Source organism: Roseovarius salis (assembly GCF_044472985.1).
Taxonomy (GTDB): domain Bacteria; phylum Pseudomonadota; class Alphaproteobacteria; order Rhodobacterales; family Rhodobacteraceae; genus Roseovarius; species Roseovarius salis.
In genome coordinates this window covers 21,685-35,828 of record NZ_JBISDG010000038.1, presented here as the reverse complement: position 1 = coordinate 35,828, position 14,144 = coordinate 21,685, and the positions used below count along the sequence as shown (strand labels likewise).

Sequence of the window (14,144 nt, the reverse complement as noted above, 5' to 3'; positions counted from 1 at the left end):
AGCGCCCGCGCCGCGCGCAGCAGCGTCAGTTCGCCGCGCAGCCCGTCGGCGCCCAGCTCGATGCACAGCGCGGCGCAGTCGCGCAGCACGTCCTCGTCAGGCTCCATCCCGCCTGTGCGCTCGCGCGCCGCGAGGATGCGCTCGCGGATCGCCGCATCCTCCCCTCGCCATGCCTGCGTGAACCCTTCGGGATCGGTGTCGAAGGCATCGCGCCGGCGGATCACCTCGATCCGGTCGCCGATATCCGTGGGCGAGGCGACCTCGACCGACAGGCCGAACCGGTCCAGCAGCTGCGGGCGCAGCTCGCCCTCTTCGGGATTGCCGGAGCCCACGAGCACGAAACGGGCGGGATGGCGGATCGACAGCCCCTCGCGCTCGACCACGTTCTCGCCCGATTGCGCCACGTCGAGCAGCAGGTCGACGATGTGATCCTCCAGCAGGTTGACCTCGTCGATATAGAGATAGCCGCGGTTGGCGCGCGCCAGCAGCCCCGGCTCGAACGCTTTTTCGCCCTGTGTCAGTGCGCGCTCGATATCCAGCGCGCCAGTCACCCGGTCCTCGGTCACGCCAAGTGGCAGGTCGATGACCGGGGTCGGGCGCTCATGCGTGGCGGTGGCCGTGACGCCGGCCCATTCCGGGCAGTCCGCCGGGGTGGCGGAGTTGACGGGGCAGCCCGCGACCACCGTGATGGGCGGCAACAGGCCGGCCAGCGCGCGCACCGCCGTGGACTTGCCGGTGCCCCGGTCGCCGAACACCAGCACGCCGCCGAGGCGGGGCTCGATCGCGGTGAGGATCATCGCCAGCTTCATCTGGTCCTGCCCGACGATGGCGGAAAAGGGAAAGGCGCCTGTCATGTCATCGCTCCGACCGTTTCAAGAGGCATTCTGCCGCCCCAGGTTCCCGCTGTCCCGCACACGCGGAAGCGCGCGTAAAGCTCCTCGCGGAACCAGCCCCCCTCTCGCACCGCCCGGATCGCGCGGGCGTGCGGGCCGTCGCGCCGGGCAAAGGCGGCCATGCTGTCCGCGTCGGGCCAGATGGAAAAGGTGACCTGGTGCAACAGCGGCACTTCGCCGATGCCGATCTTGAAAAGAACGTTGGGGTCGTCGCCGATCACGTCGCTGATGCCGGGCACGCGCCGCCAGAACCGCAGCGCCGCCGATGGCCTGACGGTGGCCCGCGTCAGCGCCGCGATCGGGCCGGTACCGGCGTCGGGCTGGGGGGCGAAGGGGGCCGTGCCTGCCCATGCCCCGCGCGCCGAAACCGGGGTCAGGAAGACCGTCCAGCTTTCGCTGGCGCGGCGGTGATAGCGGCGGAAAACCCTTGCATGCGCCGTGCGGTCGCGGGCGGTGTCAACATCCGGCCACGTGGCGAGGATGGCGTAAACGCCGGTGTTGGGCAGCGGCGTGAACCCCTCGCCCGTGCCGGACCCGCAGAGCTTCCAGAAACCGATGCCATCGACCCGCGGCAGCGAAAGCCGTGCGAGACCCATCATCACGAAGGCCCAGACCCGGCCCGGCCCCGTGTCGAAGCGGAAAAAGCTGAGGCTGACGGTCTGTATCGTTTCGCTCCCGCGTTGATCTGTCCGCGATTATTGACACGCTTGCGGGTTCAAGAAAAGACCGCTTGGCACGATTGTCAATCAAACTGGACAGGTGTAGGCTTGTCATATGTTGACACGTGTTGATCCGCGACTCGCCCAAGAGGCCGTGCAGGGCGCCGCCGCCCATGCTGTGGTGATCGGTGCCGGCCTTGGCGGTCTGGCCTCGGCCATGCGGCTGGGGGCCAAGGGCTACCGCGTCACGGTGCTTGACCGGCTCGACAGCCCCGGCGGGAGGGGATCGGCCATCACCGACAACGGCCACCGTTTCGACCTCGGTCCCACGATCGTGACCGTGCCGCAGGTGTTCCGCGACCTCTGGCGGGCCTGCGGCCGCGACTTCGACGCCGAGATCGACCTGCGCGCGCTCGATCCGTTCTACGAGATCCACTGGCCCGACGGCAGCCGTTTCGCCGCGCGGCAGGATGACGACGCCATGCGGGCCGAGGTGGCGCGCCTGTCGCCGGACGACGTGGCGGGGTACGAGACCTTCCTCGCCGACGCTGAGCGGCGTTACTGGGTGGGATTCGAGGATCTGGGCCGGAGGCCGATGCACCGGCTGCGCGACCTGATCAAGGTGCTGCCAACCTTCGCGCGGCTGCGCGCCGACCGGTCGGTCGCGGCCCATGCCGCCCGGCGGGTGAAGGACGCGCGGCTGCGCATGGCGCTGTCCTTCCACCCGTTGTTCATCGGGGGCGACCCGTTCCGCGTGACCTCGATGTACGCGCTCGTCAGCCACCTGGAAAAGCAGTTCGGCGTGCACTACGCGATGGGCGGGGTGGATGCCATCGCCCGCGCCATGGTTCGCGTGATCGAGGATCAGGGCGGCGTGATCCGGCAGAACGCCGAGGTGGACGAGATCCTGCTCAAGGCCGGCCGCGCGCGCGGCGTGCGGCTGACCGGGGGCGAAATCGTGACGGCCGATATCGTGGTGTCCAACGCCGACGCCGGCCATACTTACGATCACCTTCTGCGCAATCACCGGCGGCGGCGCTGGACGCCGCGCCGGCTCAGGCGGTCGCGGTGGTCGATGGGGTTGTTCCTGTGGTATTTCGGCACGCGCGACACCTCGGGAAAGTGGCCCGACGCCGGGCATCACACCATCCTGAGCGGACCGCGATACGGGGGGCTGGTGCGCGACATCTTCCGCCGCGGGCGGCTGGCCGACGACATGAGCCTTTACGTGCACCGCCCCAGCGTCACCGATCCGACCGTGGCGCCCGGGGGTGGCGACACCTTCTACGTGTTAAGCCCCGTGCCGCATCTGGGCCATGCCGAACCGGTCGACTGGGCGGAAATCGAAGAAAGCTACCGGCAAAGGGTGCAGTCGGTGCTGGAGGAGCGGCTGCTGCCCGGGCTGGGCGATCATCTCTCCGCCTCTTGCGTGTTCACGCCGGAAACCTTCCGATCGCGGTATCTCAGCCCCCATGGCACGGGGTTTTCCATCGAGCCGCGCATCCTGCAAAGCGCGTGGTTCCGCCCGCACAACGTGAGCGAGGAAGCGGACGGGCTCTACCTGGTCGGCGCGGGAACCCATCCGGGCGCGGGCCTGCCCGGCGTGATCTCAAGCGCCGAGGTGCTGGAGCAGGTGGTGCCCGATCCGCAGGGGGCAATTCATCGATGAAGGACCCCCGCGACCTGGCGCATTGCACCGAGGCGATCCGGCACGGGTCGCTCTCTTTTCACGCCGCCTCCCGGCTGCTGCCGCGCTCGCTGCGCGACCCGGCGCTGGCGCTCTACGCCTTCTGCCGGCTGGCCGATGACGCGGTTGACCTGCAGCCGGCCAAGGCCGGCGCGGTACTGCGGCTGCAGGAGAGGCTGGACCGCGCCTATGCCGGCCGCCCATGCGATACCCCGGCCGACCGGGCCTTTGCCGCCGTGATCGAGGAATACGGCATGCCGCGCGCCCTGCCCGAGGCGTTGCTGGAAGGGCTGGCCTGGGACGCGGGCGGGCGCCGCTATGCCACCCTGTCGGAGCTGCGCGCCTACTCGGCCAGGGTGGCCTCGGCGGTGGGGGCGATGATGTGCGTGCTCATGCGGGTGCGCGACCCCGACGCGCTGGCGCGGGCGTGCGACCTCGGGGTTGCAATGCAATTGACCAACATCGCCCGCGACGTGGGCGAGGATGCCCGCGAGGGGCGGCTATACCTGCCCACCGACTGGCTGGAGGAGGCCGGCATCGCGCCGGAGTCGTTTCTTGCCGACCCGCGGCCGGATGCGGCCGTGCGCGGCATCGTCCGGCGGCTCCTGCGCGAGGCGGAGGATCTCTATGCGCGGTCCGAGGCCGGGATCGGGGCGCTGCCGCTGGCGTGCCGGCCGGGGATATTCGCCGCGAGATACATCTACGGTGGTATCGGCGGCTCCGTGCGCCGTGCCGGCCACGATTCGGTTTCGGGGCGGGCGCGAACGACCGGCCGGCAGAAATTGGGATGGCTGATGCTGTCGGTCCTGCGCAGCGCAGGCACCGCCATGATGCCGCGTTCGCCCGTCATCCATGCAAGGTCGTTGCCGGAAACCCTCTTTCTCGTCGAGGCGGCATCGGACCCCAATGCCGGGGCCGCGGACTGGAGCGATACGCTCTATCGCACGATGGCCGGGCTGAAGGCGCAGGAGATGGAAGCGCGCGTGGCATTGATGCCCGGCGCGCCGCGGTTTAAAGAGAGCGCATGATCTGGATCTGCTTCGCGGTGTTTCTGGCGGCATGCTTCGCCGCCGGGTCGACCGGCGGTCTTTTCCCGCCGGGCGCTTGGTATGCCCGGCTGAGAAAACCGTGGTTCACGCCGCCGGACTGGCTGTTCCCGGTGGCGTGGACGACGCTTTACATCTGCATCGCCGCCGCCGGGGCGCGGGCGGCCGTCAGCCCCGACAACGCGCTTGCGATGGCGCTATGGGGCCTGCAGATCGCGCTCAACGGGCTGTGGACGCCGGTTTTCTTCGGGTTGCGGCGGATGAAGCTGGGGTTGATCGTGCTGTCCGCGCTGTGGGTGTCGGTGGCGGCGACGATGGTTGCGCTGTGGCAGGTGGACTGGATCGCTGGGCTGTTGTTCGTGCCCTACCTCGCATGGGTGAGCGTGGCCGGGGCGCTGAACCTGGCGGTTATCCGGCTCAATCCTGACGAGGCCGGGCGTGCCGAAGAGGCGTAGACGCATGCCCGCCGGCGCGGCCGGCTGACACGTCATGCTGGCCGACCTTTCCCTTGCCGCCTACCTGACGGTCTTTGCCCTTGCTGCCGGCGTCATCCTGTTGGCGGGAACCGCGATCACGGGGATGGCCGACCGGATCGCCGACCGCACCGGGCTGGGAGAGGCGGTCACGGGGGGTCTCTTGCTCGGCGCCGCGACATCGCTTTCGGGAACGATCGTCTCGATCACCTCGGCACTTGACGGGCGGGCGTCGCTCGCCTTTTCCAACGGCATCGGCGGTATCGCGGCGCAGACGGCGTTTCTCGCGCTGGCGGACGTGATCTATCGTCGCGCCAATCTGGAACATGCCGCCGCCGATCTGGCGAACCTGTTCCAGTCCGCGTTGCTGGTTCTCATGCTCGCCGTGCCGGTTGCCGCCCACGTCACGCCGGAGATTTCGTTCTGGGCGGTGCACCCGGCCTCGGCGGTGCTGGTTGGCATGTATATCGCCGGCGCCTATGCCAGCGTGGGGGTGCGGCGCCGGCCGATGTGGACGGCGCGCCGCACGCGCGAGACGCGCCACGATGCCCCGGACGATTCGGGTGACGCGGCCAAGCCGGCGCTGCACCTGCTGTTGCCCTTCGGGGGGCTGATGCTGATCCTCGGCATCGCGGGGTGGGCGGTGGCCCGCAGCGGCGCGGAGATATCCGACCGCCTCGGCCTGTCCTCGGCGCTGGTGGGGGCCTTGATGACGGCTGTCGTCACCTCGCTGCCAGAGCTTGTCACCACGCTGGCCGCGGTGCGCCGGCGGGCGCTGCAGCTGGCCGTGGGCGGCATCATCGGCGGCAACACCTTCGACGTGCTGTTCCTGACGCTTTCGGACATCGCGTACCGCGAGGGATCGCTCTACCATGCCATCGGGGCGGCCGATCTTTTCTGGGTGATCGTGGGGCAGATGATGGCCGGCATCCTTCTGCTGGGCCTGATCCTGCGCGAGCGGCGCGGCCCAGCGAACATCGGCTGGGAGAGCCTGTGCCTGCTGCTGCTCTATGCCGGTGCTGCCGCGCTTCAGACGTGGCGGGGATAACGGTTCAGCCGAACCGCCAGCGCGCCCGCCGCGGCACGCGCACCGCCAGCATGGGCTTGAGCAGGGCCGAGCGGAAGCGCCGCAGGTCCAGCGCCTCGTGAACCCCGACCGATTCCTCGCCCTCCAGCCGCGTGCGCACTGCCGCGCGACAGTAAAAGGGTGCATCCAGCATCGGCTGGACCTGTTCGGGCGCGTATCCCCTGTCGGCCCGCGTCTCGCGCGCCACGGCCCAGAGGCTGCGGCGCATGCGCGCCGCCGGTGGCGGCGTCACGCTGCGGGCGGTGCCATCCCTGTCAAAGGCGACGCCGACGCCCAGCCGGCTGCCATCGCGGCGCGTGGCATCGTAGAAACACGTGCTGCCGCCGCGCGTGGGGTATCGGCCCCATGTCCAGTAATCGAAATCCTGCTCCAGCGCGCGGGTGCCGAAATTGGCGTCGAAGTAGCCGTGCCCGTCCCACTGCCATCCAGGCGCGTCCAGGTCCACCCGGATGGCGCTGGTGGGGGCGAAGGGGCGCCAGACATGGGTGCCGTCGGGCGTGAGCGGCAGTTCGACCGATGTCAGGGCCGACGGGGTCACCCGGATCGTGCCGCGCACGCGCGAAATCAGCGGCGGGGACGCGATCTCGTCGATCTCGATGACCAGCTCGCCGTCACGCCACGTCATCGATGATGGCCCGATGGTCAGGCGCTCGCGGCTCTGGCGCAGCGCGTCGCGGCCGCGGTCCGTCATGGTGAAGCGGCCGCCGGGGCCGTAGGTGGCGACGTTCATGCAGACATGGTTGTCGGGGGATTTGCGCCCCGACCACGCGTACCATGGCGAGAAGACCGAGCCTATGAACGCGATGACGCTGACGGCCTGCCGGCCATTGTCGCTGATCCCGTCGATGTACCACCACGCGTAGCCGTTTCGGGGGATATCGAGGTTGAAATCCGGTCGCTCAAGATCGCCGCGGCCGCATGCCGGCCGGAGAGGGCCGCCATCGGCACCCCCGCCCCCGGATGCACCCCGCCGCCGGCGAGGTAGAGCCCCGGCACCGACGTCCGCGCCGTCGGGCGGCGCAGCGCCGCCGTCATCCCGTGCGGGCTCTGCCCGTAGAGGGCGCCGCCCGAGGCCGGGAACAGGCTGTCGAAACCCTCCGGCGTCGTCAGGGTCTGATCCCCCGGTTCCGGGCCGAAGCGCAGCCCGAAACGGGCGAGCGTCCCGAAGGTGCGTGTCCGGCATTGGTCGACCTCCTGTCGTGGTGTGTCCCCGCTCAGTGGCGGGGCGTTTGCGATGGTTTCGAACCGCTCGGGGCCGCGGTGCCGTGCCGTGCCGGCGCGGTCCTGCGCGCAGACATAGAGCGTTGGCGACGGATCCAGCCGGCCCGCGGCCAACGCGTCGAATTCCGGCTGCGCATCGGCGCGGAAGAACACGTTGTGATGCGCCAGCTCGGGCCCCTGCGGCACGGCGGCGAATGCCCATACCTCGGCTGACAGGCTGCGGGGCGCTTGCGCGGTCTGCGGTGCGACGCCGGCGACGTCGGCCCCGAGGCGCCCGGTGGCCAGCGCCCTTGGGTCCCCGTTGAACAGCACGGAGCCTGCGGGCAGGCGCGTGCCATCGGCCAGCGTCACGGCACGAACACCGCCGCCCGCGGTCTCGATCGAGGCCGCATCCGCGCCGTAGCAGAATTCAGCCCCCCGCAGCCGGGCCAGTTCCGCGATGGCGTCGGCCAGTCGGTGCAGGCCGCCCTCGACGGCCCAGACACCTGCCGCCTCGGCCTGCCAGATCAGGGCAAGGAGCGCGGGCACCCGGTCTGGGGCCCCGCCGACGTAAGTGGCGTATCGGCCGAACAGCTGGACAAGCCGCGGATCGTCGAAGCTGCGGCGCAGCAGGTCGTGGAGGGTGGATAGCGGCGCCATCCGTCCCAGCAGGCCCGGATTTCGCGCGACATGCAGGGCCAGCGCTGGCAGGGATGGGGCCGGTGTGCGCATCACCGGCGTCTCGAACCCGTCGAAGAGATCGCGTGCCCGGGCGCAGAACGCGCGGAACTGCCCCGCCGCACGCTTTCCGGCAAGGGCGCGGATCGCCTCGGTGCTGTCCGCCTCGGTGTCGAACAGGTCGAGCTGGCTGCCATCGGGCCAGAAATGCCGCGCGAGGATACGCTGCCGCAAGAGGCCGACATGGTCTTCCAGCCGCTCGCCCAGCTCGGCGAACAGCTCGTCGAACACGGCGCGCATGGTCAGCACCGTGGGCCCGGCATCCACGGGGCCGGCGGACGAGGGCAGGGCGCGCATCTTGCCCCCGGGGGTGCCGTGGCGGTCGATGACCAGAACGGACAGTCCCGCATGAGCCAGCCGCGCCGCCGCCACGAGCCCGGCGATACCGCTGCCGACGATGACGACCCGCCCCGCGCCGGGTGTGTGGGGTGCGCAGAAAGCCATGGACGCGATTGTTGACTCGATGCGCCGGAGTGTCCAGTATAACTTACACATATACTGTTATAAAAAGATTACACGCAAAGGAGGCGCCGCCAATGCCACTGAACGACCGGATCGAAGCGGCCGTGTCCCGCTCCATCGCCGTGGCCCGTGGTGGCGCCGCGCCGCGGCGCCTGGCGCAGGCGGTGGACTACGCGACCGCGCCGGGTGGGGCTCGTATACGTCCGACCATCCTGCTTTCGGTGGCGATGGCCTGCGGCGACGACCGTCCCCGCATTTCCGACGCTGCGGCGGCCGCGCTGGAGCTGATCCATTGCGCCAGTCTCGTCCATGACGACCTGCCCTGTTTCGATGACGCCGACATGCGCCGCGGCAAGCCGTCGGTGCATCGCGCCTATTCCGAGCCACTGGCGGTGCTGACCGGCGATAGCCTGATCGTGCTCGCGTTCGAGGTGCTGGCGCGCGCGGCGTCGGAGGCGCCGGAGCGGTGCGCCGCGCTGACGCTCTCGCTGGCGCGGCGCACCGGGATGCCCGATGGCATCTGCGCGGGGCAGGGATGGGAAAGCGAGCCGCAGGTGGATCTGCAGGCCTATCACCGGTCCAAGACCGGGGCGCTGTTCATCGCCGCCACGGAAATGGGGGCCATCGCCGCCGGGCACGACCCCGAGAATTGGCGCGACCTTGGCGCGCGGATCGGCGAGGCGTTCCAGGTGGCCGATGACCTGCGGGACGCGGTCCTCGACGCAGAGGCGCTTGGCAAGCCGGCGGGGCAGGACGCGCTGCACGGGCGGCCGAACGCGGTGGCCGAGCTCGGACTCTGCGGGGCGACCGAACGCCTGTCCGACATTCTGGCAGGGGCGATCGCCTCGATCCCGTCCTGCCCGGGCGAGGCAGAGCTGGCGCAGATGGTCAAGATGCAGGCGGACCGTATCATGCCGGCCATGCCGGCCGCCGGTCGGGCCTGACGCGCGGTGGTGCAGCGCGATCCGCCGATGCCGCGCGTGTCCGATCCCGTGGCATGGGTCAACGCGCTGGCGCGGCGTGCCGATGTGCAGCGGATCGCGGCGCGCCTGCCTGTCGTGCGGCGCATGGTGGCGCGTGACGGGGCCGACATCTTCGATATCGTGCAGGGCTTTGTCCGGTCGCAGGTCTTGGCCGCACTGATCGAGTTGCGCGTGCTGCACCGGTTGATGGACGGGCCGGCCGCCCCGGAGGAAGCCGTGCCCGCCAGCGGCGTCGCGCCCGAGCGGATCGAGATCCTGTTGCAGGCGGGCGCCGCGATGGGGTTGCTGAAGCGGCGGCGCGATGGCCGGTTCCGGATCTCCCGGAAGGGTGCGGCCCTGCTGGGCGTGCCGGGGCTGGAGTCGATGATCCGCCATCATGATGGATTCTACCGCGACATGGCCGATCCCGTCGCGCTCCTGCGCGGTGACGGTGAAACGCGCATGGCGCGTTTCTGGCCGTACGTCACGGGGCAGGCGGGCGACGTTTCGGCCGATGATGCCGCGCGCTACTCGGACTTGATGGCACAGTCGCAGATGCTCGTGGCGCAGGACACGCTGCGCATGGTGTCGCTGCGGGGGGTGGGCCACTTGATGGATGTGGGCGGGGGGTCGGGCGTTTTCGCGTCAGAGGTTGCAGGCCGCCACCGCGCGCTTGGTGTTACGGTTTTCGACTTGCCCGGCGTCGTGCCGCAGGCACGGCGCCGCCTGGCCCGGGCGGGGCTCGGGGGGCGCGTGACCTGTGTTGGCGGCTCCTTCCGCGAGGGGCCGCTGCCCGGTGGCGCGGACGCGATCTCGCTTGTCCGGGTGCTGTACGATCACGCGGATGACACGGTCGCCGAACTTCTGGCCAAGGTGCATGCCGCTCTTCCGCCGGGTGGCCGGCTGATCGTGTCGGAGCCCATGTCCGGCGGGGCGCGGCCCGATCCCGTGGGCGACGTTTACTTTGCATTCTACACCATGGCGATGGGGACCGGGCGTGTGCGTTCGGCCGAACAGATTGCCGCCATGTGCTGCGCGGCCGGTTTCTCGCAGCTTCGCGTCCCGCGCGCGCCGCGCCCCTACGTCACCTGCGCGCTGAGCTGCGTAAAGCCCGGCTGACGGCGCTTGCGGGAAAAGTGTAAACTAAACTTGACGCATAGAGCTGTATCATTACACTTACATATATCGCCCGCCGCAGGAATCGAGTCTCTCTGACCGACGGTCGGGCCGGGGACGGAGGTCACAATGGATACCCGTGCTGTCTACCTGAAAGGTCCCGAGGATCTTCACCTGGACACGCTCGCGCTCAAGACGCCCGGCGCGGGTGATATCGTGGTTGATATCGCCTGCTCGGGCATTTCCACCGGCACCGAAAAGCTTTTCTGGTCAGGGCGCATGCCGCCCTTCCCGGGCATGGGCTATCCTCTCGTTCCCGGCTACGAGGCCGCTGGCGAGGTGGTCGAGGCCGCCCCGGACACGGGATTGCGCGTCGGCGATCATGTCTTCGTTCCCGGGGCCGACTGTTTCGATGGGGCGCGCGGGCTGTTCGGCGGGGCGGCCGCCCGGCTTGTTACCGCGGCCGACCGTGTGACCCGGATCGATCCCGCGCTGGGCGATCGGGGCGCCCTGCTGGCGCTCGCGGCCACGGCGCGGCACGCCATGGCCGGGCTCGACAAGGCTGTTCCCGACCTGATCGTGGGGCATGGCGTGTTCGGCCGGCTGCTGGCCCGCCTGACGCTGGCCGCCGGCGCCCCCGCCCCCACGGTGTGGGAAAGCCAGGCCGACCGCCGCGACGGCGCCGAGGGTTACGCGGTAATGGACCCACAGGACGACCCGCGCCGCGATTACACGGCGGTCTACGATGCCTCGGGCAACGAGACGATCCTCAACGACCTCGTCGGCCGCATCGAGAAGGGCGGCGAGATAGTGCTCGCGGGGTTCTATCCCGGCGATCTCAGCTTCGCGTTCGCACCGGCGTTCATGAAGGAAGCGCGCTTCCGCATCGCGGCGGAATGGACGCGCGACGACCTGGCCGCGACTGCCGCGCTGATCGAAAGCGGCGCGCTGTCGATGGACGGCCTCATCACACACCGCGCCCGCGCGCAGGACGCGCCGGAGGCTTATCGAACCGCCTTCAACGACCCGTCCTGCCTGAAAATGATACTCGACTGGGAGGCTGCAGCGTGAAGGACGACGTACCCAACCTGAAGGATTTCGACCAGCGCCTGCGAGACGAGGCGCACGAGGATCTCGCCGATGTCATCAACGACGGCGAGCCCACCCAGAAAACCCAGATCATCGCCATCTACGGCAAGGGCGGGATCGGCAAGAGCTTCACTCTGGCCAACCTCAGCCACATGATGGCCGAGCAGGGCAAGCGCGTTCTGCTCATCGGTTGCGACCCAAAGTCGGACACTACCTCGCTGCTGTTCGGGGGCAAGGCGTGCCCCACCATCATCGAGACCTCGACGCAGAAGAACCTTTCGGGCGAGCAGGTTCAGATCGGCGACGTGTGCTTCAAGCGCGGAGGCGTCTTCGCGATGGAGCTGGGCGGCCCGGAGGTCGGCCGCGGATGCGGCGGCCGCGGCATCATCCACGGCTTCGAGTTGCTGGAGAAGCTGGGCTTTCACGACTGGGATTTCGACTATGTCCTGCTGGATTTCCTCGGCGACGTGGTCTGCGGCGGCTTCGGCCTGCCGATCGCGCGGGACATGGCGCAGAAGGTGATACTCGTCGGCTCCAACGACCTGCAGTCGCTCTACGTTGCCAACAACGTCTGCTCGGCGGTGGAGTATTTCCGCAAGCTGGGCGGCAATGTCGGCGTCGCGGGGCTGGTGGTGAACAAGGATGACGGCTCTGGCGAGGCGCATGCCTTTGCCGAGGCCGTCGGCGTGCCGCTGCTGGCCTCCATTCCCGCCGATGACGACCTGCGCAAGAAATCTGCCAATTACCAGATCGTCGGCACCGCCGAGAGCCCGTGGGGCAGCCTGTTCGCCGGGCTGGCCGACGAGGTGTCGGCCGCGCCGCCGGTGCGCCCGGCCCCGCTCGACCAGGACGGGCTGTTGGGGTTGTTCGATGGCTCCGACACCGGCGCGGACGTGGTTCTGGAGCCCGCGACCGACGCTGACATGCGCGGCAAGAACGCCGCCGCGCAAGAGAGCCTGGAGGTGGTCTATGACGATGCCTGACCGTTCTTGCGAGGCTGACAAGCTGATCGTGCGCGCCATGCTGCGCGCGGCCCGCCCGGAACAGTTGCAGCGCCTGCTGCGCGACATCTCCGACGGCGGCTGCCCCGAACCCAAGCGGGAAGCGCAATGACCGAGGAAGTGACATACGACGATGCCGGCTCTGCCGAGGTGACCACCGGTCCGGAGCACGATGCGGCCCCGGCAGACCCGCGCGTGCCGGACGGCGACCCAGGTCTGGGCTGTCACTCCGGCGCCGAGATGGAACGCGCCGCCCGCATGGCCGGGCAAAGCGAGATCCTCGACCAGTATGCCCGCGACTACCCGCAGGGGCCGCATGACAAGCCGCAGTCGATGTGCCCGGCCTTTGGCTCGCTGCGTGTCGGGCTGCGGATGAAGCGGGTGGCCACGGTCCTGTCGGGATCGGCCTGCTGTGTTTACGGCCTGACCTTCGTCAGCCACTTCTACGGCGCGCGGCGGTCGGTGGGCTACGTGCCCTTCAACTCCGAGACGCTGGTCACCGGCAAGCTGTTCGAGGACATCCGCGACAGCGTGCACGAACTGGCCGACCCGGACCGTTTCGACGCGATCGTCGTCACCAACCTGTGCGTGCCCACGGCCAGCGGCGTGCCGCTGCGGCTGCTGCCCGACGAGATCAACGGCGTGCGCATCGTCGGCATCGACGTGCCGGGGTTCGGCATCCCCACCCACGCCGAGGCCAAGGACGTGCTGGCCGGGGCGATGCTGAACTACGCCCGGCAGGAGATCGAGGCCGGCCCGGTGGCCCGCCCCGAGGGTGGTGTGTCGGACCTGCCCACGGTGACGCTGCTGGGCGAGATGTTTCCCGCCGACCCGGTGATGATCGGGCAGATGCTGGCGCCGATGGGCCTTGCCGCGGGGCCGGTGGTGCCGTGCCGGGAGTGGCGCGAACTCTACGCCGCGCTGGATTGCGGCGTGGCGGCGGCGATCCATCCATTCTATACCGCCGCGATCCGCGAGTTCGAGTCCGCGGGCCGCCCCGTGGTGGGCAGCGCGCCGGTGGGCCGCGAGGGCACTGCCGCGTGGCTGGCCGCGATCGGGGACGCCCACGGCGTGCCTGCCGACAAGGTGGCCGAGGCGCAGAACGCCGTGTTGCCCGCCATCGACGCGGCGCTGTCAGCGACCCCGATCGACGGCACGGTGACACTTTCGGGCTACGAGGGCAGCGAACTGCTGGTCGCGCGTCTGCTGGTCGAGAGCGGGGCGGATGTTCCTTACGTCGGCACCGCCTGCCCGCGCACCCCGTGGTCGGAGGCCGATGCCGACTGGCTGCGCGCCCGCGGCGCGACGGTCAGGTTCCGCGCGTCGCTGGAGGATGATTGTGCCGCGATGGAGACCATCAAGCCCGACCTCGCCATCGGCACGACGCCGGTGGTGCAGAAGGCCAAGGAACTGGGCGTGCCGGGGCTCTACTTCACCAACCTCATCTCGGCGCGGCCGCTGATGGGGCCCGCCGGCGCCGGCAGCCTGGCCGAGGTGATCAATGCCGCCATCGCCAACAAGGAGCGCATGGACCACATGAAGGCCTTCTTCGAGGGCGTGGGCGAGGGCGACAGCGCCGGCATATGGGAGGGCGCGCCGAACCTGCGCCCGGATTTCCGCGCGACCAACCAGAAGAAGCTCGACAAGCAGCAGCGCGCCCGCAAGGCGCAGGAGATGATCTGATGCCGGCGCGGGGGGCATATCGCGCAGCGGGGGCGCTGCCCCCGGACC

Annotated in this window: 14 protein-coding genes; 10 read left to right on the top strand and 4 right to left on the bottom strand. The window is 69.8% G+C overall.

All coding sequences use genetic code 11. The features are described from left to right. On the bottom strand, positions 1-854 hold an 854-nt coding region (locus tag ACH13J_RS14590), incomplete at its 3' end, for an ATP-binding protein (protein ID WP_397544078.1). After that, positions 851-1,558 (bottom strand): spheroidene monooxygenase, encoded by a 708-nt coding sequence (crtA, locus tag ACH13J_RS14585; RefSeq protein ID WP_397544080.1) that lies wholly within the window; start codon positions 1,556-1,558, stop codon positions 851-853. The genes crtA and ACH13J_RS14590, both read right to left, overlap by 4 nt. Before the next feature lie 109 nt (positions 1,559-1,667). On the opposite strand from crtA, the gene ACH13J_RS14580 reads away from it, so the two are divergent. The 4 genes from ACH13J_RS14580 to ACH13J_RS14565 are packed head-to-tail and all read left to right on the top strand — an operon-like array spanning position 1,668 to position 5,806. Continuing rightward, a complete protein-coding gene (locus ACH13J_RS14580) occupies positions 1,668-3,221 on the top strand; it encodes a phytoene desaturase (RefSeq protein ID WP_397544077.1) in 1,554 nt (517 codons plus the stop codon). Then, entirely contained in the window at positions 3,218-4,267 is a 1,050-nt protein-coding gene (crtB, locus tag ACH13J_RS14575) for a 15-cis-phytoene synthase (protein WP_397544076.1), read from the top strand. Before ACH13J_RS14580 ends, crtB begins: the two co-directional genes overlap by 4 nt. Beyond that, the gene (gene tspO / locus ACH13J_RS14570) at positions 4,264-4,740 is read left to right on the top strand and encodes a tryptophan-rich sensory protein TspO (protein WP_397544075.1); all 477 of its coding nucleotides are present in this window, start codon (positions 4,264-4,266) and stop codon (positions 4,738-4,740) included. The genes crtB and tspO overlap by 4 nt, the downstream gene beginning before the upstream one ends. Positions 4,741-4,774: 34 nt before the next feature. Further along, on the top strand, positions 4,775-5,806 hold the full coding sequence (locus tag ACH13J_RS14565) for a sodium:calcium antiporter (protein ID WP_397544074.1): 1,032 nt from the start codon (positions 4,775-4,777) through the stop codon (positions 5,804-5,806). Between the two features lie 4 nt (positions 5,807-5,810). On the opposite strand, the gene crtC is transcribed toward ACH13J_RS14565, so the two are convergent. Together crtC and crtD are read right to left on the bottom strand one after the other, a co-directional pair. Next, positions 5,811-6,683, bottom strand: a complete 873-nt coding sequence (crtC, locus tag ACH13J_RS14560; protein ID WP_397544079.1) for a carotenoid 1,2-hydratase — start codon at positions 6,681-6,683, stop codon at positions 5,811-5,813. After that, positions 6,638-8,227: a 1-hydroxycarotenoid 3,4-desaturase CrtD gene (crtD, locus tag ACH13J_RS14555; protein ID WP_397544073.1), complete on the bottom strand. Its 1,590-nt coding sequence runs from the start codon at positions 8,225-8,227 to the stop codon at positions 6,638-6,640. Before crtD ends, crtC begins: the two co-directional genes overlap by 46 nt. 92 nt (positions 8,228-8,319) lie before the next feature. Between crtD and ACH13J_RS14550 the strand changes: the two genes are divergently transcribed. The 6 genes from ACH13J_RS14550 to bchY all read left to right on the top strand — a co-directional run bounded on the left by ACH13J_RS14550 (position 8,320) and on the right by bchY (position 14,096). Then, positions 8,320-9,189, top strand: a complete 870-nt coding sequence (locus ACH13J_RS14550; protein ID WP_397544072.1) for a polyprenyl synthetase family protein — start codon at positions 8,320-8,322, stop codon at positions 9,187-9,189. A 27-nt stretch (positions 9,190-9,216) separates the two neighbouring features. Further along, entirely contained in the window at positions 9,217-10,326 is a 1,110-nt protein-coding gene (locus ACH13J_RS14545) for a methyltransferase (RefSeq protein WP_397544071.1), read from the top strand. Between the two features lie 126 nt (positions 10,327-10,452). Next, entirely contained in the window at positions 10,453-11,394 is a 942-nt protein-coding gene (bchC, locus tag ACH13J_RS14540; protein ID WP_397544070.1) for a chlorophyll synthesis pathway protein BchC, read from the top strand. After that, a complete protein-coding gene (locus ACH13J_RS14535) occupies positions 11,391-12,395 on the top strand; it encodes a chlorophyllide a reductase iron protein subunit X (protein ID WP_397544069.1) in 1,005 nt (334 codons plus the stop codon). The genes bchC and ACH13J_RS14535 overlap by 4 nt, the downstream gene beginning before the upstream one ends. Further along, positions 12,388-12,525, top strand: a complete 138-nt coding sequence (locus tag ACH13J_RS14530) for a hypothetical protein (RefSeq protein ID WP_397544068.1) — start codon at positions 12,388-12,390, stop codon at positions 12,523-12,525. The genes ACH13J_RS14535 and ACH13J_RS14530 overlap by 8 nt, the downstream gene beginning before the upstream one ends. Next, positions 12,522-14,096, top strand: coding sequence for a chlorophyllide a reductase subunit Y (gene bchY, locus ACH13J_RS14525; protein WP_397544067.1), 1,575 nt, complete (start codon positions 12,522-12,524; stop codon positions 14,094-14,096). The genes ACH13J_RS14530 and bchY overlap by 4 nt, the downstream gene beginning before the upstream one ends. The last annotated feature ends 48 nt before the right edge of the window (positions 14,097-14,144 follow it).

What these genes read in the sequence shown, in the direction of transcription:
- ACH13J_RS14580 (WP_397544077.1), top strand. Translation starts at nt 1,668, where the DNA reads ATGTTGACACGTGTTGATCCGCGACTCGCCCAAGAGGCCGTGCAGGGC.
- crtB (WP_397544076.1), top strand. Translation starts at nt 3,218, where the DNA reads ATGAAGGACCCCCGCGACCTGGCGCATTGCACCGAGGCGATCCGGCAC.
- tspO (WP_397544075.1), top strand. Translation starts at nt 4,264, where the DNA reads ATGATCTGGATCTGCTTCGCGGTGTTTCTGGCGGCATGCTTCGCCGCC.
- ACH13J_RS14565 (WP_397544074.1), top strand. Translation starts at nt 4,775, where the DNA reads ATGCTGGCCGACCTTTCCCTTGCCGCCTACCTGACGGTCTTTGCCCTT.
- crtD (WP_397544073.1), bottom strand. Translation starts at nt 8,227, where the DNA reads ATGGCTTTCTGCGCACCCCACACACCCGGCGCGGGGCGGGTCGTCATC.
- ACH13J_RS14550 (WP_397544072.1), top strand. Translation starts at nt 8,320, where the DNA reads ATGCCACTGAACGACCGGATCGAAGCGGCCGTGTCCCGCTCCATCGCC.
- ACH13J_RS14545 (WP_397544071.1), top strand. Translation starts at nt 9,217, where the DNA reads ATGCCGCGCGTGTCCGATCCCGTGGCATGGGTCAACGCGCTGGCGCGG.
- bchC (WP_397544070.1), top strand. Translation starts at nt 10,453, where the DNA reads ATGGATACCCGTGCTGTCTACCTGAAAGGTCCCGAGGATCTTCACCTG.
- ACH13J_RS14530 (WP_397544068.1), top strand. Translation starts at nt 12,388, where the DNA reads ATGCCTGACCGTTCTTGCGAGGCTGACAAGCTGATCGTGCGCGCCATG.
- bchY (WP_397544067.1), top strand. Translation starts at nt 12,522, where the DNA reads ATGACCGAGGAAGTGACATACGACGATGCCGGCTCTGCCGAGGTGACC.